The organism is Mucilaginibacter gossypii (assembly GCF_900100945.1).
Taxonomy (GTDB): domain Bacteria; phylum Bacteroidota; class Bacteroidia; order Sphingobacteriales; family Sphingobacteriaceae; genus Mucilaginibacter; species Mucilaginibacter gossypii.
In genome coordinates, this window is record NZ_FNCG01000031.1 from 18,253 (window position 1) to 38,000 (window position 19,748).

10 protein-coding genes are annotated in these 19,748 nt (G+C 43.5%); 4 read left to right on the forward strand and 6 right to left on the reverse strand.

Annotated features, from left to right (window positions below; translation table 11 throughout):
* Positions 1-2 precede the first annotated feature (2 nt).
* Positions 3-491: an AAA-type ATPase lid domain-containing protein gene (locus BLS28_RS29555; RefSeq protein WP_091176266.1), complete on the forward strand. Its 489-nt coding sequence runs from the start codon at positions 3-5 to the stop codon at positions 489-491.
* Positions 492-797: 306 nt separating this feature from the next.
* Here the strand turns inward: BLS28_RS29555 and BLS28_RS29560 are convergent, their stop codons facing one another.
* From BLS28_RS29560 to BLS28_RS29570, 3 genes are read right to left on the reverse strand one after another with little or no spacing between them, the layout of a single operon-like run.
* Positions 798-2,804: a fibronectin type III domain-containing protein gene (locus BLS28_RS29560; protein ID WP_091176269.1), complete on the reverse strand. Its 2,007-nt coding sequence runs from the start codon at positions 2,802-2,804 to the stop codon at positions 798-800.
* Positions 2,805-2,816: 12 nt separating this feature from the next.
* Positions 2,817-9,266, reverse strand: a complete 6,450-nt coding sequence (locus tag BLS28_RS29565; RefSeq protein ID WP_091176271.1) for a carboxypeptidase-like regulatory domain-containing protein — start codon at positions 9,264-9,266, stop codon at positions 2,817-2,819.
* Between the two features lie 4 nt (positions 9,267-9,270).
* Complete coding sequence (locus BLS28_RS29570; RefSeq protein WP_091176274.1) at positions 9,271-10,965, reverse strand: hypothetical protein; 1,695 nt, start codon at positions 10,963-10,965, stop codon at positions 9,271-9,273.
* A 465-nt stretch (positions 10,966-11,430) separates the two neighbouring features.
* Here BLS28_RS29570 and BLS28_RS31660 point away from each other — a divergent pair, with 465 nt between their 5' ends.
* On the forward strand, positions 11,431-11,589 hold the full coding sequence (locus tag BLS28_RS31660; RefSeq protein WP_143020910.1) for a 1-deoxy-D-xylulose-5-phosphate synthase N-terminal domain-containing protein: 159 nt from the start codon (positions 11,431-11,433) through the stop codon (positions 11,587-11,589).
* 291 nt (positions 11,590-11,880) lie between these two features.
* Positions 11,881-12,081: a hypothetical protein gene (locus BLS28_RS29575; protein ID WP_091176276.1), complete on the forward strand. Its 201-nt coding sequence runs from the start codon at positions 11,881-11,883 to the stop codon at positions 12,079-12,081.
* Between the two features lie 423 nt (positions 12,082-12,504).
* Here the strand turns inward: BLS28_RS29575 and BLS28_RS29585 are convergent, their stop codons facing one another.
* Both BLS28_RS29585 and BLS28_RS29595 read right to left on the reverse strand, forming a co-directional pair.
* Positions 12,505-13,002 (reverse strand): hypothetical protein, encoded by a 498-nt coding sequence (locus BLS28_RS29585; RefSeq protein ID WP_143020909.1) that lies wholly within the window; start codon positions 13,000-13,002, stop codon positions 12,505-12,507.
* A 1,258-nt stretch (positions 13,003-14,260) separates the two neighbouring features.
* Positions 14,261-16,795 carry a tetratricopeptide repeat-containing sensor histidine kinase gene (locus tag BLS28_RS29595; protein ID WP_091176284.1) on the reverse strand — a complete coding sequence of 845 codons (2,535 nt, stop codon included), beginning with the start codon at positions 16,793-16,795 and terminating at the stop codon, positions 14,261-14,263.
* A 330-nt stretch (positions 16,796-17,125) separates the two neighbouring features.
* Here BLS28_RS29595 and BLS28_RS29600 point away from each other — a divergent pair, with 330 nt between their 5' ends.
* On the forward strand, positions 17,126-19,399 hold the full coding sequence (locus tag BLS28_RS29600) for a sensor histidine kinase (RefSeq protein WP_091176287.1): 2,274 nt from the start codon (positions 17,126-17,128) through the stop codon (positions 19,397-19,399).
* A 145-nt stretch (positions 19,400-19,544) separates the two neighbouring features.
* Here BLS28_RS29600 and BLS28_RS31465 read toward each other — a convergent pair.
* A partial coding sequence (locus tag BLS28_RS31465; RefSeq protein WP_256337578.1) for an IS3 family transposase occupies positions 19,545-19,748 on the reverse strand: 204 nt, incomplete at its 5' end.

Below are 19,748 nucleotides of genomic sequence, written 5' to 3' on the forward strand. Positions count from 1 at the left end.
ACGTGTTTCCCATTCTGCTTCCTGCTCTTCGGGAACGGACAGATGATATCCTGTTGCTTGCCGTATTTTTCGCCTGGAAATTATGTAAAAAGATCGGTAAACCTTTTCGCGGGATTGACGAGAAGGCCATGGATGAACTTCAGCAGTGTCAATGGCCCGGCAACATACGAGAGTTAGAAAATGTGATAGAGCAGGCTGTGATCATCAATGATGGTCAAAGTTTGCTTGGGCTCGGACGGCAGTTGACCGATAGGATCTCTACTAAAAATAATGATCATATAGAGGCTCCTTCGACACTTCACTTACCTAAAACACTTTCAGAGATCAAGCGGTTACAGCAACAGACCGAAAGAGAAAATATCTTATCCATACTTAAGATCGCCAACGGCCGGATAAGAGGCAAGAACGGGGCTGCAGAACTACTTAACTTAAAGCCGACCACCCTTGAATCGCGGATGGAAAAATTAGGGATCAGCAAGTCGAACATCTGATCCTTTTGTCCCGGCGTTCGGATAAGATATATTATAGGTGAATTTAAATGCCCCTTAGACCAGATGACTGACCACTGTGATCTGTTGATCGAAAAAACAACAACTCCGACTCAGATAATCTCGGAGCATCACGATGCGTAGGTTGTAGAACTTTGTATTTAAAGATCTATGCAAATGCAGACCCGCATAATTAAAGATATCTATAAATACAAATAGTTATCACGAAGATCATCACAGTCGCCCACCAAAAAGGGGACGTAGAGAAAGGGTATCATCTGTTAATATTTTGCGATTAATAGTTTTATACTACTTTGCCCGCCTGATGGCTTTTTCCTGCCCCGCGTTACTTTCCACTTTATTAAGCATCGCTGTTATTTTATAAACGTATAATACTCCTGGTTGTACGGTTTTATCTACGTAGGTAACCGCATTTTTAACGTCAGATACCTTGCTAAAGCTTTTCGCAGTAACAGCTTTACGGTAAACTACGTAATCATTACCCTTGTCATTTCCAGGCCAGGTAAGCTGAATGCCATCGGTTTTGTTGATCAGGTAAAAATCCGAAGGCGGGGAGATAAAATCATAGGTTGGTACTGTTAGCTCAGTAAGCGATGACAGCAAACTTTGGTTAGCAAAAGCATCAACGGAGGTAACACCATATTCATAAGTTTTGCCCGGCGTAGCGAGTGTATCCCTGAAAAACGGAAGGCGCTCCACTTTTGAGATCATCTTAAAAAAAGGCTGCCCTTTTTCTCTTCGGAATACGATATAGCCAATCACATTGTCATACACCGCAACAGTGTTTTCCCATTTAAGGCTCACAGCCCTATCGGCCCAGCGGCTTTGCACTCCTGCAGGCGATGCTACATACTGGGCTTTTAACGGACGGATGCCTACCGATGCGGATATATCGCTCATGTTTTGCGCCAGGTTCATTACCTGCACAGCATATATGTATTGTGTTGCCCCGTTCAGGTATTTTAACGAATCGCGGTAAACGGTATCACGGATTGGCGGTGAAATAACCTGCATATCTTTAGCAGACGTACCACGAAGCACATAGTAAGCAAAAAGATCAAGCTCAGGGTTTTTATCCCAGCTAAGTACAATAAACCGGGTGCTATCCTGTTTGGCGGTTAGCCCGCCCGGTTTTGACGGCCTCTCATTTTTTACCTGCATTGAGCCATTCGCGGTAGCGGTTGGCAGCATTTTAAAGCCCGGATAAGGTACCAGCAAAGGCCTCACCTGGTAGTAATATACCATATTGGGCAGCACTTTGCGGTCGAGGTAATTAACTGCGTTTGGTGCAAGCGTATCTGCAACAACAAATTCCTTTTGCGCCGAGCGCGATTTAAGAATCTGGATCCCCGAGTAAACGGCCTGCCGTGGCAAGGCGTTCCAGCTTAAATACAACGCATTGGTGGTATCTTTAACCTTAAGACCGGTAATGGTTGCGATGCTTTTAAATGATTTGCTAAGATGGCTGCTGGGATCAGAACTTGCACCTTTGTTGCCGGCCATATCATAAGGTTGCATATAATAGGTAAGCAATTCGCCGGGGTTTATCTTTTCTGTAAAATAAACATGCAAACTATCATCGCGGTTATAAACTATCAAACGTTCGGCGGCCACAGTGAAGCGTTTTGAGATTGAAGATTTTTTATATACCGATGCGAAAACGGCAGGGTTTGCAGCCGGTGCCGGAACCGACCAGGTAAACTGAACCACACTATCGGCAACCAAAGCCCTGTTCAATTTAAACTTGGGGAAAGGCACCCGCTTTACCGCCGAAACTGCTTCTGTATAAATAACCTCCGTTTTCCCCGCAGCGTCAATACCCGAAACTCGGTAAACCGTAGCGGCCGAATTGCCTTTGATGTCAGTATCGGTCCACATCATCCCGATACCTTCCAAAAACTCTTTGGAAAGGAAAAAATAACCAATTTTTTGTACATCGCCGCTTTGCAAGGTGGCCCAGGCTTCGGCATCATCCCTGGCTTTTACCTTGATCTTAAATTCATCAGCTACCAATGATCCCGTGCGTTTTTTAAATTCGGAATAGGAAGCCGGAAAAGTAACCACAGCCTGTTTTTTAAAGTTGCCTGTTCCACTTTGATCTTTGCTTACCTCGTAGCTTTTATACTTTCTGAAAATATTAAGGGATTTGGTACCGGCATCCGGTGCGTTCACCATAATGATCACCTGCTTGTCTGACGGCAGCAGGTGGCCGCCCACTACCCCGGTTTGTATTTGCTGCGCATTTACACCTGTGGCCGCTATCAGTAGTAATATTATTAAATTAAATTTTTTCATACTGTTTTTAAATTAAGGGCATACTGAACGGTCGCCGCCCACGTGGATACCAAAATTAAGTCCTCTGTGCTGCGTATACCCGAGGTCTACATTCGCAGTAGCGCAAACTTTGGCCCCGGCCGGCGGCCAGTCCCAGCACGTATCTATCGAGTTACAGCCCGGGCTACAGCCGCCTATGCTAAAGTCGGCCCGGCCACCAGCAGATCCTGAAATGAACCAGCCATCCGTATCATTACGACCGCCCCGGATATTATAACAAGCCTGGAAACCGGCGCTTACACATAAACCAATAGCGCAAGCTTTGGCTCCGCCGCCATATTTGCCTGATAAGCCAAGCAGGTAACTATTTTCGGCAAAATTGAGCAACAGCGTTGATTTCGATTCAGTGTAGAACCATACACTGGCACTGGCTACGTATACATCAAAACCAATAGCCCTATTTTCGGGGATGCCAAGCGAAGCGGTACTATTAAGGTAGATCCCTGAAAACTCCGTATTGATATACTCCGGCGCTGCATTGGCAAAATAATACGAAAGCCTGTCGGTACGGGTTCGCGGGTTTTTAAGGCCTATAGCCATGGCGTAATCCGCCCGGGCGTTGATCAGGCCTAACAGTGAAAGGTCCATGCCGCATCCCAAAAACACATACTTGTCTGTACTTTTACCGCTTACCACCAAATCGCCCTGGATATGCGCTTTTACCAGGCCCTTTATCGGCTCAATATCTGAAATGATACCTATCGTAAAATATTGGTTAGGTATATCTAACACGAGATCGGCATGGGCCAGGTTCAGGTAATCGGCCACTTGTACAGTAGCATAACCTTTTATAACGGGGCCGCTCTCTACCGTTAGGCCTATAGGATCGAGCTTAACCAATGTACTGGTGCCGGTAAATGATAATCCTCCGTTAATATCTATTTTAAATTTCTTTTCGGCACTGTTGTAGTTGAAACCACCACCTACGTGATCAATAGTAATGATACCCACAGGAATTACTGTACCGGCGCTGAAAGCTGCCCCTACATCAATACCTCCGGTTACCTTGTAATAGTGAAAGTTAACCGAGGCATTTATAGGCGTACCAGGTATCGATAATGACCCCGCGCCGTCAAAACCATTATCCTTGATCCCCACCTCGATCTCTGATTTCATTACCGGGATATCGATAGTGGCACCAAGCTTACTTACCGAAGCTTCAATGCCGCCGCCAACTTTAGCTTTAAAGCGGATATCGCCCGCGGTAAATTTAATCATCGGCACTTCTACCGTAAACTCGCCCTGTACACCAATAAAAGGGATTTGATCGGTAGTGTTAAACTGGATGCTTTGCACTTTAAATTTAGCAAATGCAAAATCGGCCGAGAAATCGGTTGGCGCGTCTATCATAAACCGCCCGTCGGTTTGTATTTCAAAAACAGGCAGGTTGATCTCTTTAGTAATAAAAGTATCAAACTTGATCTTGCCCGATCCGGCCAGTTTATAGGCTGATGAGCCCGGTGCTTTACCAAAGCTAAGCGGCGTGCTGCCCGGCATCAGTTTTACTACATTCAGGAGGTTCAAGCCTTCATCGGGGATTTTAAAGCTGCCACCATAAAAAATATCCTTACCAACGCGCAGGTCTGAAAAGCTTACGGTAGATGGTGTGGATTTAGGGATCTGCACCGTAATGCTGCCGCCAAAATTGAAGCCGTCTTCCGTAAATACCAGTGAGGCCAGTGAAGCTTCCCAACTGCCGATGGATAGTTTGGGCAGATCGGTAGCCACTATTTTCAACTTACTGATTTGCAATTGCGGGTTCAGCACAAAATCTTCAATTTTTAAGTTGATAGTTTTTATCACGCCCAGATCAGGTGTGCTTACCGAACCTTGCATGTGAATTCCCTGCTGATCAACATAACTGCCCGCGAAGGCTATTTTAGCTTTAAAACCGTACACTTCGGCCTCCCAATCGGTCATGCCGGTGTCTCCCCCCGTAAACTTCAGCTTGGTAAGCGCCGACGGCACCCCGCCCGAGCTGAAAACAGGGACCTCGGGCGATGAGGTGTTGTCAGGTATTAACTGCGGTATATAACTTTTGGCCAGCAGGTACCCCCGACTGTCGGTTACACCGGTCATATCTAACTGCAGCTTGCCTTTTATCTCTCCTTTACCACCCGTTGTACCTGTAACAACCAGGGTTTCTCCGTCGGGTTTAAGTATCAGCGGTAAAAAGTTAAATAATTTAAGCGAGAGCTGTGTATCGTCGGTCTGTACCTTGTTACCCTCTGGTATCGGATTATTTGATGCATCAAACGTAACTTTTATGTTAGTAAACTTCAACGAAATTTTATCATGGCTGCTCAATACTGAAAATAGCGGGGTAAGATCACTGAATTTACCGGTTACGCGATAAGAATTAAGGCCATCGGGGGTCATTTGATCCAGCGCCACCGGAAAACCCAGTAACTTGCTTATGTTTTTACCACCGCCATCGCCAAGGGTAAAATTAACGGAAGCCGGTTCGGAGGTTAGGTTTTCCTCTTGCGTTAAAGATATAAAGCCAGATTTTGATGCTTTAAGGAAGGTTTTTCCTGCCGGAAGACTGATTTGATACCGTCCATCAACCCCTGTAACGGTATTAAGATACGGTTGACCTTCAACCTCAACAACAGCGCCGCCTAAATTGCTCCCGGCAGCGGTAACAACACCGCTAACCAGGGTACCTTTAGCAAGTGTAATGTTTTGGAGACTTTCAATACCGTTTTCCTGAACAATCACTGTATTTTCAACAGCTACCAGTCCGGAACCACCTGGAGGCGTTACGCTTACTTTGGCATTACCTCCAAAGCCTTCGTAATACCATTCGCCGTTTGTAGCTACGTGTGATGTATCAAACAGCGTGATAGTAGCATTATTTACAAGTGCACCGTTCGGGTCTAAAATCCTAAACCTTATCCTGCCTGTCCGGCGTACCAGGTTACCGCAATCGCCTAGATCAATAGTACGTACCGCCGACTGCACCAGCGGATTATTATGGAGGTTTTTTGAATAAAGGTCGGCAAACTGAATGGCCGAGGCCCTCATTGCCGGGCTATTGATAAAGGCCTGATCGGTAACAGGGCCGGTTAGTACGGGGTTATTGCCCACCATATTACCTATAGGCGATGCAATTTTAGGCGTACTATTGTCAAGCACTATCGCGTTTGTTATCAGCTTTACATCGCCTATTGCCGGTGACGTAGCACTTGCCACTGTTGGCCCGGCAAAACCAAACATGCGTGTGTTATAAACAAAGCCCCTGTTAATTGATGCCTGGATACTATTGGCGGTAAGAATATTAGCATTAAGCTGGTTAAGCTTTGCGATATTATCGCCGGGGTTAATTACCGGATTAATTACCCTGTTGACTGTCGAGATCACATTAGACGGGTTTTGTAACACCAGGCCGTTGCCAAGCGCAGGGTTAGCATTTGCTTTTGACGGTGCAGGGATCACTACATCAATGGTTTGTGAAATGTATCCCTCCTTTTCAATCATCAGCTTATGGTTACCCTGGTAATAGCTTGTCTGGAAAAGCCCGTCCTCGCCCGAGTTAAAATAAACCGTTGAGTTAACAAAGTGTAAACGCGCGTTTGGAATTGCTTGCTTTGTTGACGATATAGCCCGGCCAACCACACTCACAATATCCGGTTTGATGCTGAATATCACTTCCTTGTTTGATCCGTTGGCCAGCGCCTGGAAAGTTTGTACTGTATCGGGTGTTACCTCGAGATCCTGAAATTCACTGCTTACTTTAATCAATTTTACCTTAAAGCTCGCGCGATCTTTTAGCTGCGGCAAGTTCGGGATCGTGAACCTGCCAAGCGAATCGGTCTTCACACTATAGGGGCCGTAGTCAGCAGTTAAAACTTTTACAAGGTTCAGTTCATCCATCTTGCTTAAAACACTCTCCGCTAAAATGGTTGATTTATTCGCATTACTTACAACAGTGTTCGATATAGGCGAGGGTGCGGTAGGTAATCCTGCAATGGCAGGAATTGGGCGGATAGTTGCCGGGCCGTTAAATTGCGCACCGCCAAGTGAAAGCGTGTTTAGTATTAACGGCCTTGCGATAACCCCACTGACAACAGGCAGCTGGTTATTATTGCCGCCAAGAAGGATAGCTGTTCTTGATGCTTGCCTATTGAAATAATCAATTACTGAACCCGTGAACGGTGGTGGCCCGGGATTCAATAAATCGCTCGTATTGTATTCAATCTTAACTATGGCACCCGTAACCGGTACAAAACCCGTTGGCAGCGACATTCTTACCTCTCCAAATACGTATGCCGGCGTGGCCGTTAACCGGTAATCTGCTTTAACATTAAGTACCAGATTAGAAGCAAGGTTGAGGTTATGCGCTTCCAGATCGGTGGTTTTACCGTTGAAACGCTGGTTATGGCTTTCAATAACCACTAAAAAACGCCCGCCATAAAACAGCTTACCATACTTTAGTGTTCCGCCACCGGTTCCCATTTTTACACTATCAACCGACACTTCAACCACACTACGGCCGTTTATAGTTACAGCATGTTTAGATTCAAAAGGAATATTCCCTTCCTGGTATAAGTAAGGATCGTTTTCAAAATCAATCTTATTCCGGTAAATATGTACAACAGCTATCTTATCTTCCGGGCTGGCATCGGCCACGTCGTCTAAAGTGAGTTTTGGCGTGTAGCGCAGGGTGCGGGCCAGTAAAAGGATCTGTCCTATATCACGCATCCCCGTTGAATCCAATTTACTTATGGGGATCTCGACGGTTTTCTGCTCAAAATTTTCAGACGTTATACTGATGATCAGTTTGGTGTATTTAGCTAACCCCATATAGGAGGGATGTGTAAAATCAATAGCGAAATTGCCTCCGCCATCGGTTTTACTGGTAGCTATCAATTCCTCCACCGGCGGTGGATCTAAGTTGTAATGGAAACCAAAACTAAAATCGAACATGGGGTTTACAAAACTGCTTGCCGGAAATGAGTACATGCCCAGGTACGAAAAATCACTCGTGTAATTTGTGGCTTGTGTGCTCGCTGTCGTGGTAGAAAAACCGTTATCCGTTTTCCAGTTTGGATCGACAACTCCTTTAATGACGATATCTGCATTAGGCAGTGCGTACCGCTCTGTTGCACTGTCAACAGCTATGGCGTCCTCGTTGTAAGAGAGGTTGGTGCCGCCCGTTGTAGTCATAACAGCGCCTGCGCCCAACCCGGCGGTGGTTTGTACAGGCACATAAGGTATCAAGGTAGGATCTACCTGCGCAGCTGCGGCTATCCTGGAATCATTTAAAACATTAGGGGCATTAAACACAGAGGTTTTTAAAATGGAAGATATCGGCCTTGAGGCGAGACCTGGTATAGGTGCGCCTGTTAATACAATTGGCGGCGGTGTAGCCTTCACTATCGTATTTATCGGAGCAGGAATATCAGCCGATACCCCGCCAAAACCAGCTGACCCAGTGTACTGCGCTTCGGTTTTCTTAAAAGTCCATACCAGCTTGCCTTTTATAGTATTGGTAGCGTATTGTACCGATTGAGCTTTTTGTTTGGCTTGTTCTTTAACTAAGTTGGTATCTACCTTCACAATTGGCGCCCCGCCATAAATAAACGACCGAACCTCGCTTCTGCCTTTATTGCGGAATGGGGTATTATTGAAGGGATCAAAGGCCTCTACTAAAAGCGCATACCTGCGCCCCGGTGTAAGCTGCGGATCGGCGGCATTATAGACATAGGAGTTGCCGACAACCTCCTTCTCAAAAAAATAAGGCTGCGTTGCCGACATAAGTGCATTACTGGGGTTTCTGTCACCAAGTACCTCCACCATCCTAAGCTTATACCTTACTGACGACATGATTTGCGGAGATGTGCCCGGAGGCGTTGTCCATTGCATCAAAACAATTTGCCCGCCGGTTGTGGATAGCTGTGCATCCTCCATAGGTGATATAATGGTTGGCGGCTCCAGGCTGCTTATGGTAAACGTGTTACTACATCCTACCGGTTCATCTGGACTAATGACGGCATTGGTATCATAATCAAACGCCTGTAAACAAAAACGGTAACTGCCTTCGGGCAAGCCATTTTTGTTGATGAATTCACTTTGGGTTATACCGGTGTACTTCACCTGGGTATAATCAAAAAATTTACTGAGGTCATTACCGTTAAGGCTGCGGGTTTGGCCCGGATCAAGCTCAATAGCTACAGGACTTTTGTAATTTGGCTTTACAGCAAGTATCACACCGTTATCGCCGGTAATAGTTCCCCGTAACTGGATCCGTTGCCTTTTGGTTGATACGTTGGTGACCGCGATCACCATTAATTGAGGCTGCGATGCATAATCGGTGATCTTACGCGGATAGGGCGGCAAGATCTGTATCGACACGCTTACTTGTGCTTTTAAGGGCAACCAGGCAATACAAATGAGTAAAAAGAGGTACAGTTTTTTCATGTTCTTAAAAGCTTAGTAGATAACTTAATTCCCCGCGGGTTTCTGTAAAATTTGGCTGCAGTTGAGGCCCTGCCGTTTTCACTTTGTTATTGGTAAGGAAAAAATTAAAGGATACTAATTGTTTATTAGCCACCCGGTAACCCAGGTTACCGGTAGCGTTAATGATAAATGTATCCTCTCCGCCTAATGACTTGCTGCTGGTAAAAGTGCTGCTAAGGCCGGTTTGCAGTTTTTGAAAAAAGACCTTGTTTGCCCCTGCCGTTGCCGACCGGAAGCTGTTGCTCATGCCCTGCCCACTCAATTTGGTATCCGAAATATTGACGTAGGCGCTCAGCATCCTTTTAGTGAAGTTGATATTGTAGCTCAGCATATACTGGTTTGTTTTTATGCTGCGCGATACCGCATCGGTACTATAAAAAGTGTTATAGTCATTTAAACTATTACGGGTAAATGAGCCGGAGATCATATGGATCACATCGGTGCTGATGATCATGTACCGGGGCATGATGGTGATGGTTTGGGTGGTTTGTACAATCTTAAGCGAATCGGCAAATAAAACGGTTTGGGCCTTTTGATTATCGGAGAAGTTGGTGTAAACCGCATCTACCGACAGTGATTTGGTAATATCAACGCCCGCGTTAAACGCGCCAATAACCCGGTGATTGGTCGCTCGTTTCTGATCTTTTATATTATCGTGCTGAAAGCCCAAGCTACCGTTAAACCTTATTTTTCCTTTGGCAAGATTTGCAGAAGGGCTTACCGTCCAGTTTTCATAATCCGAGCTGAAATAGTAGGCACCCATAGTCTGAAAATCTGGGTCGAGACGCTTATATTTTAGTTTGAGTCCGTAGTTCCGGCTTTTATAACCAAGCCCCGCCGAAAAAGCGGTGTAGTATTCGGATGTACCATTTAGCCCAAAGGTAGTGCGGAGTTTATTCAATAAAGTACTGCTTCCATTATCAAGCGAGATTGGCGAATTGACATCATTGGTATACAAACTTAACGCGCCGTCACTTTCAAACATAAAATACTTAAAAAAGCTAAACCTTGAGGTATAACCCATCACATCATTTCTGGCCGGGCTTATATAGTCTTGCTGTGGGGTAACACCTTTTGGCTTGATGGTATCGTCTTTGGCGCTTAGGTAACTCAATTCAAAAAAGTTACGATCGGTTCCATAACCCAGTTTAGCGGCATATCCCTTTCGTGAAAAAGAGAAAGGTACCAGGGCCTGCGTGGTAGTATCGATAGTGGTTGCCCTGTTAAGCCGGCCATACATAAAACCCACCCTCAGCTTGCCGGGGGTTAATTCAAAACCCGCTCCAAGCATGGTATGACCGCCAAGGGTATAAGGCGAAAAAGAAATATCCCGGTACCCGAGGTGCACGGTAACCCATTTATAAGCAGGACTTATTCCCAACTGGTTAAATGGCTGCCTGAATGATTTATCAGACTCGCTGAAACTGAAAGACAGCGGTACATCCAAACCGTAAAAACTAATAGTCGGATTACCCGAAAAATAGTAAGTAAAAGGTGCACGGCGATCCTGGATACCCGTTGCATTATAAAAAATACCCTGAGCCTGGATAGTGCCTGATAAGGTTACAGGCTTTTGATGAGCGATATTTTCAAGATCTTGAGCGTGAAGGCTGCAGCATCCACTGTAAATAAGTGCCATTAACAGCAGGTATTTTTTCATTGCAGTTAGGTTGATAACTTCAACTCATCAACCGGTTAAATGCCGGTTAATGAGTTAAATTGATATATGAGTGACAAGGTGCTTTATTACGTATAGCTTTCAGAATGCAGTATCGCCGTTTGGGATATATATTACTGTTTTAGTGAACTGTTTCATAGGTGTTAGTTTTAATAATATTTATAGTGATAGTTTATGATTTTACAGTCCGCAGTTATGCGAAATCCGTTTTACAAATAAACACGGTGAGGCTAAGAATCTCTTTCGAGTATGTTGCAGATACTTGCGTTTTCGTTACATTTTGACGCAAGTGGCGCACTTCCGCACTATGCCGGCCTAGGCTTTTGGCGAAGCAAGAGGTACGGGGCTACCGCCTACATTATTTTTTCGAAACACCGAATGACAAATTCGCTGGGGATATTGGACCGTCAAGCTTATTCTCATAAAATATAAAAGGGGAGAAAAAATATCTTTTATACTAATAGATTATTACACGGTATCAGCGGTTTTCTTCGCCCGGAAGACAGTGAATGTAATGTATCGGGCACCGGTCATTCTTTCGCTTCCATATCCCCGGCAGTCACTCAGTCGAACCATTCAATCCCAAATTGGTTAAACATGATATGACGATAATCGCAAATGAATTACATGTTAATGCAGTGCGTATAGAAGGTGAAGAAACTTCCCTTCTCGTTGTGGCGACGAAGCTGCTTACCGAGCCGGCCTACATGGTGTTTTTAATCCCTGAAAGATGCATGCGCGTGCCGATGAACAATTTTGTACATGAATAAAGCGGCAATGAAGGCAGAGAAGCTTAGAAAAAAAGCATCGATCCCGTCTTTGTAGCGGGGCTGTGAATATACTATTTTCAACAAAAGAGCCTTCCCGGGAGAAGCCTTTAATGAACGTATTTCATGGATGATTACTAATGTAGGAGCAGCGCCTCATGGTCAGGAAAAAAGCCCGGCGATGCAGGGAGCATCTAAACGGCTGAATATGATACTGGCTAAAATTTGCGACGGTGTGCGTTCTCATTTTAACAGACTGATGACCTGTTCATCAGGAACCTGGGACGATGTAGACTGGAAATTATTTGATATTGTAGGTAGATTATTATAAAAGCGGTGAGTCTGCCGAATCATACGTAACTGAATTGGAGAAGTACAAGTCAAAAAAAACTTCGGTGGCAATGGAAGTTGTGCTTATGAGGCGATGCTGAAACGGTGGTCCAAAAGTTTCCCAATCGGGCATAATGGTGTTTGTTTAGGTTCATCGGTTCGGATTAACGGGATTATTATGTTCCCGGTTATTTTTATCTATAAGTTTTTTCTTTTTTCTGCTGTCCATAATCAGGGTTACTACAGCATATATGAATACGGCCAACATGGCCAGGATCTCCTGTGTGTTTTTTTTGACAATGCCGTCCACAATGCAAATGGGGCCCAGCACTGTCAGGCAAATAAGGGTCGGTTTTCGCGGCAATAAAATGGCCATGGTAAATAATTTAATTGGTTAGCAAATTTTGCGGTGTATAATAATTTACTATATAACCAGGTCTGCTTCAATATTTAATTCATTATCCGCTTTCACCTTGTCCCAAATGTGTACTTTTACGTGATAGGTCTCCCCTGCTTCCATCGGTCTTGCAATGGTGATATCACCGCGCAGTTCGGTAGCGCTTGCCGGCGGATAGCCCTGAGCACCTGCAAACAGGTCGGCAGCATTAAGTACCGTGGTTCCCTTTTTATCAGTTACCAAGAGCATCATCCCCGGGAAAACCTTTCCTTCTTTAAGCCCATAATTGTTTAGGCCAAGCGCTACAATAGCTATTCGGGTGTTCAATTGTACTTTATTATCGGTCATTCGTTTATTGGCCGGGTCAATCAATAAAACATCGCGCACGATAAAGCCATTGTAGCTGAAAGATAAACCGGTGCGGAAGTCCTTTTTTGCGCCTTTACTATAGTTGCATCCGACAAATATCATACAACTTAATAGCATGAGAAGAGGTATCGCTAAGGTTGTTTTTAGGTTTTTCATTGAAGTTAAGAATGTTGTTTTGAAACCAGCCAATATGATCACTACAGATTGTAAGGCCGGTACAATTTCTTCACAAAGAAACGTAGCTCATCCAAAAATTACTTTCGTATATGTTACAAATGCTTTTGAATTTGTTGCGTTGTAAAGCTGCCCGTTTCTAACCCTGGCATCTTATTTTGATCTAGCTGCCAGGATGTACAAGCTGATAAGCACATCAGGGTAACGTAAAGTGGTTTTGATGGGTCGTTACAGATGTTCATGCCTCAGCATGGTACGGTCAAGTTTAAACTTCACCTCGGTCTTTAGACTGTCGGCTGTTTGGTAAATCCTTAAGCGATTTATCAATTATGCCAAGCAGAGCGCTGTGATATTAAAGCTGACAAAGACCGCCACACGCAAAAGCATGGCATTCCGTAATCATGCTCTGTACGCAAGTGCCCTATATCGTCTTACAAATGTCTGGCCCACGCCACATGCAAAACAGCAGGAATGCACATCCAACTAATCGGCGCCGATACCCTCAAAACGAGTAAACCAGTGACGAAATCACATCGTTTATTAGACGATTATGTTAGAAAGGTAATAGGCAAATACAGTGTCAACGTTTTTATTTCTCAAAATTATTTTTAAAGCCAGTTTTATTTAATAGTGAGCTATTCATTGAGTAGGAAAAGCGCATCGTCATAAAACATTGATTTTAAAGCTAATAATACCGGAGTTCAATTCCCGCTCTTTCCTACTCCATCCTTATATAAATCAACATTTTATATATCTGCTTATTTAACACCTAAGCTAATCTTTATAATAACAGCTTGGTGAGCATTGAGTGAGCAAAGCGAAAGCATACATCATCTATTTTGATAATGAACTACTTAAGAGTCGATCAAATTCCTTCGGACTCCTAATATTACCTTTCAAAATGGTAAAACTAAAAACGACCTTCGCAATATATTAATGGTCGTTTTGTGCACCCAAATGGGCTTGAACCATTTTAAGCAATCTAAAATTGTCTAACTAAAAACATTTGGATTTTTCGGCATTATTGACCATGTTGTTGCGTACCTATTAGCCTTGCGAATCGCGTCGACGAAGATCAAATTACAAATATCGGATTCAGGGAGATGACACGATAAAAGTTTAACGAAACGTCGTGAACCCATTTTCGAAACGTATTGGTCTACTAATCAGGAATATCCACCTACCTCACTTAACCAAAAAAAGTTTTATGTTGATTCATCAATTGAAAGGCAATTGATTTTTAATTAACGTGTAGTTTAAAGCGTAGCGATACAGTTACCCCTCCCAATCCCGATATTTCAAAAACTCCTCTCAGCTGTCGCGTAAGCCCATTCATCATCTGCAAACCAAGTGATTTATTTTGCATAGCATCAAAGTTTTCCGGTAATCCCCGCCCGTTATCGGCAACAGTAAGTTTTACAAGATCATGCTCACCTTTAGCAAATGATATAGTAATTTGCCCGGCTTCGCCATTAAAGGCATATTTAACTGCATTAGTAATAGCTTCATTCAAGATCAGCCCTACTGGAACCGCCTGGGAAAGCTCTATATGCAGCGAATCAATTGCCTGTATAAATTTAATTTTTTTAACACCAAGGCCATTAGAGAGATTATTAACCAAATCTGATACATATGCAGGCATATTGATAGTGGCAATCTGGTCATTGTTATAAAGTTTCTGATGAATAAGGGCGATAGCGTTAACCCTGTTTTCGCTTTCGGCTATCGCCTCTTTAGCATCTGCGTTTTGAAGAAAACCGGCCTGCGCTCTTAAAAGGCTCATGATAATCTGGAGGTTATTCTTTACCCGGTGGTGTACTTCTCGCAACAACCAGTCCTTCTCCTTCAAAAGCCCGTCTTTATCTGCAAGCAGGCCATCCTTCTCGTATAATAACCTTTGTAAAATGATATTCTGCGTATTGATAGCTTCCTGTTGAGACTCCAGTCTTCTGTTAATTTTCTGCTTGCTTTTAAAGCCCCAAAACGCCAGGGTTGCCAGCAACAACAGCACCACAACGCCCCCAATCATCACATCGCGGATTGTATTGGAGCGTTCTATTACTGCTTCCTGGAGTTTCTGCTTATTCTCAAGCAATTTGATATCCTTCGACTTTTTGTCTGCCTCATACTTGATATTTAATTCAGATATTTTTTGCCTCGCAGCTAAATTATTGATAGAATCGTCTAACGCTTTATGCCTGGCAAAATGCCTGATAGCCGGAATAAAGTTTCCGAGCGCAGAATCTGCCTTAAACAACAATTTATGGGTATCAAGCTCCTGGTCCCGGTCAAAATATTGCGGATCCTTTAACGATGCCTCCAGGTATTTCTTTCCTTCTTTGAAACGGTGATGCTGGGTATAATACTTACCTATAATGAATAAAGCGCCGCCACCGGCTAAAGTTAAATGATAGCCTATCCTTTTCCCATTTTCCTGATCGGCAGCCTGATCAAGTCTGAGCATTTCCAAATAGCTTTGTTCTGCAAGGTTTTGGTTCCCGAGCAGGTCATAAATATACCCGTACGTTGAGGCAAAGAGTTCCCTGTTATTAACCGATAAGGTTGGATATTTCTTTAAAAAATCGTTGAGAAATCTAAATGCCTTTTTAGGTGCCCCTCCTGAGGCCATGAAATTGGCTATCTTATAACAATCAACATACTTATCCCGGTCAGATTTGCTGATATCATATTGAAGCACTATCTGATAAAATTGAATAGCCTTATCAAATTTCTTCAGCGCCGCGTATGTGTTGCCAAGCGCAATATACGGTCTGATCTGCTTATCAGGATTATCTCCGGCAGCCTTTACCCCAGCAAATCCCCAGTCGAGGGCTTTATCATAGCGGCCGTTAAAACGATAAAAGTCACTTACGATATAGTAAGTGGTTATAGAAAGCGGCTCGTGACATTCCGAAAAAAGTCTCAGCATTTCCAACAGATCTTTCTCGGCCTGTACAATCTGGCCATGGTTTCCCCGGATAATAACAAGGTCGCGTAAACTATATCCAGCTTCTTTCAGGTTATTTGCCTGGCGATAGTATTTTACGGCCATTTCATTACTGTAAATAATATCGCGATAGGTATTGTTATTCTCAGGCATATACGTACCAAGTTGCGACCATGTTCGAGCCACATTTTCAGTTTCTCCTGATTGGTGAAAACTTTGAATGATATCCATGAATGCCCTCTTGCCACAAGCTACGTTACCTCGGTTAAAGTAAAATTTACCTGTCAGGACAAAGCATTCGTTCATCCATTTAGTTGAGCCGGCTTTCTTTGCCGCCGCCGATGCCTGGTTTATCAATGGCATAGCCTGGATGTATTCTTTACTGTCGGGCGGAAAGTTAAAAACGCCGCGTTCGGCAATAAGCAACAACAACCTCGCCTTTTCTTCACCATCGGTACTGGATGCTATATCCAATGCGTCTTTAAACTGATTTCGCTCAAGTAAGGCCTTGCATTGCATAAATTTGGCCTCGTTGCCGCCCTCGGTGAAATTTAAAGTTTTACTTAACTCAAGTGCCAGACCTGCATATAACATAGTGCTATCAATAGCCTTGTTCTCTAAGGTTCTGGAATACCAATAAACATGCGAAATTTTAAGGAGCAAATTGATCTTATTGGTATCTGAAGGAGATTGGCTTAACTTTTCCAACAAAGCCGAAAGGTTATTATCCGTTTCCTTTTTTACAAGCAACACGCCCTTAGTTACCTGACCAAGGGCCGTCAGGGCAAACAGCAAAAAGAAAGAAATAGAAAAAATCCCTTTTCCCATAGTAAAAGATAAATTCGTCCGGTGAGTGGAGTTCTTACCGGAGCGATAACCGGATCATTTCCGTTTCTAATCCGCTCAATCTTATTTCGCTATTAAGCTAAAGCAATGTCCCAAATTTACGCATAAAATAAAGAAATAAGGATTTGACAGTATACACTCCCTCCTTTTAACTAGCAAAAGAGCACCCGCTGGCAGCAAACCAATAATTTTGATTGACACTTTTAAAATCATATCAACTTTGTTATTGACAAGAATTCAATCCCGGTAAGAAAACACCGAACCTTAACTACCCGGTTATAAAATCTATACTTTTGACGTTGCCCCCTACTTATGAATAAGCTGTTTTTTAAAATCTTTATTCTTGTCTTACTTCTATCCCACCCTGCTTTCAGTAAATCCAATTCCCCCCTTCTACCGGATATACCGTCTGGCATTAAGAAGATCGACCTCGGAGACACAGCAAAGATCAACGCATTGCTCCGTTTAGCATCTACCTATGTGAATAAACCGGGTGAGCAGGCCGACGACCTAAGTAACGCCATCAATTATGGCAACCAGGCCCTTTCCCTAAGTCATCAATATCATTTTTTGCCACAGGAAATCGCCGCCTACAGCTTGCTTTCACAAAGCTACCGCGAAAAAAAAGATATAGTTGCGGGCAGAAAATATGCCGAACAGGGCGTTAAACTGCTTCCCAAAAACTCAACAACCATTGAAGCCGCTGACGTACTGGCGGAATTATCAACTTATTACGACGCCACCAATGCGGATAGCCTTATTATCAAGATAAATTATTTTACGAAGTCGGTAGGCATTTTGAGAAAAGTAGCGCCACGTACTAAGAAGCTTGCCGATGGATTGAAGTTTCTTGGAGATTTGAAGAATAGCAGATATGATCTTAAGGAAGCTGTTTCGCTTTTAAACGAATCGCTGGCTCTTTACCAATTACTCGGGGTAAAACAATTGCAGGATATTTATGATTTGCTTGGGGATGCACTCACAAGTTCAGGAAACACCGTAGAAGGCCTTTCCTATCAACTAAAGGCGCTTAAAACTGCTGAAATGTTTAAGGACACCAGCCAAATGATCAGTACCATCTACTATCGTTTAGCCTTTACTTACAATTCCATCAATCAGGATAACAGAACAGCGGAATACATGGATAAGGCAAGTTATTATGCGCTTAAAAACCGTAATAATAACGACTGGATTATGATATCGGGCAGCCTCGGCACTATCTATAACAAGCTGGGGCGTTACCGGGAGGCGGTAAAAACTTGTGAAGAAGCGCTCATAAAATGCCCGACTACCGATTATCAGAACCAAACCAACCTGATCACCAACCTGCTTTTCGCGGCGACAGCTACAAAAAAGCTTGATAAAGCCTCGGGGTATTATAACCGTTTGAAACAGCTTACAGACGCACACAATATCGAATTGAGCCCTACCGATGCGGCAATGATAGAATACTTGATTGCCATGAAGCAGTTTCCGGAAGCGGAATTACAAGTGGAAAAATTTATTAAATATGCGGCTGTCACCCAAAGCCTGATATCCAAACAGAAAATAGAACATTATCAATTCCAGGTAGACTCGGCCAGGGGAAACTTCCTTTCGGCAATCAGTCACCAGGAAAACGCACATTTATTGCGGGATTCAATGCTGTCCCGTAATTATAACAAGCAGATTGGCAGGATGCAAATGACTTTCGACCTGCAAAAGAAGGATCAGGAAATCGCTTTTAAAGCAAAACATATCGACCTGCTAACCCATCAAAATCAGTTACAGAACAGCGCGCTGCATAGCCAGAAAATGATCCGGAACCTGTTTATTGCCTCTGTCCTGTTATTGATGGCCTTACTCGCTGTCCTTTACAACCGTTACAAGCTTAAGCACCAAGCAAACAATGATCTGCAGGAACAGCAAGAGGAAATTAATACGCAAAATGAATATTTACGGCAATTGGTTGATGAAAGGGAATGGCTTTTGAAAGAAGTACATCATCGCGTCAAAAACAACCTGCAGATCGTGATCAGCTTGCTTAATTCCCAGCTAAGCAATATTAAAGATGTAGTAGCAATCGATGTGATCAGGGACAGTCAAAACCGGATGCGGTCGATATCGCTGATCCATCAGAAATTATACCAGTTTGATAACCTCGCTACTATAGATGCGGGTGATTATATCCGGGAGATCGCACTCTATCTGCAGGATAGCTTCGATACCTTTGGCCATATCAAATTACGGGTAGATGTTGCACCGGTAAGGTTAGATGTTTCCCAGGCTGTACCCATCGGGTTGATCCTGAACGAAGCGATAACAAATTCGATAAAATATGCGTTTGCTGATCAGACCGACAAACAGGTTTCCATCAACCTTACCAGTACTGACAATCACGTTCGGTTAATGATCAGTGATAACGGGAAAGGTTTATCCCCGGAGATTGATATAAAGCAATCAAAATCATTAGGTATGCAGCTCATGACAGGTTTAAGCCGCCAGATACGCGCCCAATTAAAGATAACCAGCAACAATGGATTAACTATCGAACTGGAATGGCAACAGGCAGATCCCTTCCATACTTCAACGCACCGTGGGGTGTGATGGTTTATCCGGACAGTTGATCTGTCATGATTTATAAAAGTAAAAATAAATAACTTGTTGTTTGTTTGTGGTGTTGAAATGTGGGAAACTCGGAGAGTTTTCCATATTTCAACACGTTTTTCTTTTTTTGCTTCTTTTTTTCTTTTTATCGGGCCTCCGCTTTTTGTGGATAACTTGCCTTTCGCTCAAACGCCATCGGGCTGATATAGCCTAAGGCTGAATGTCTTCGGATAGGGTTATAGTACATTTCAATATATTCAAATATCTCGCTGCGGGCATTTTCTATATTTTCAAAAGAGCCGTCCTGCAATAGCTCGGCTTTAAACCGGGAGAAGTACGATTCCATAAA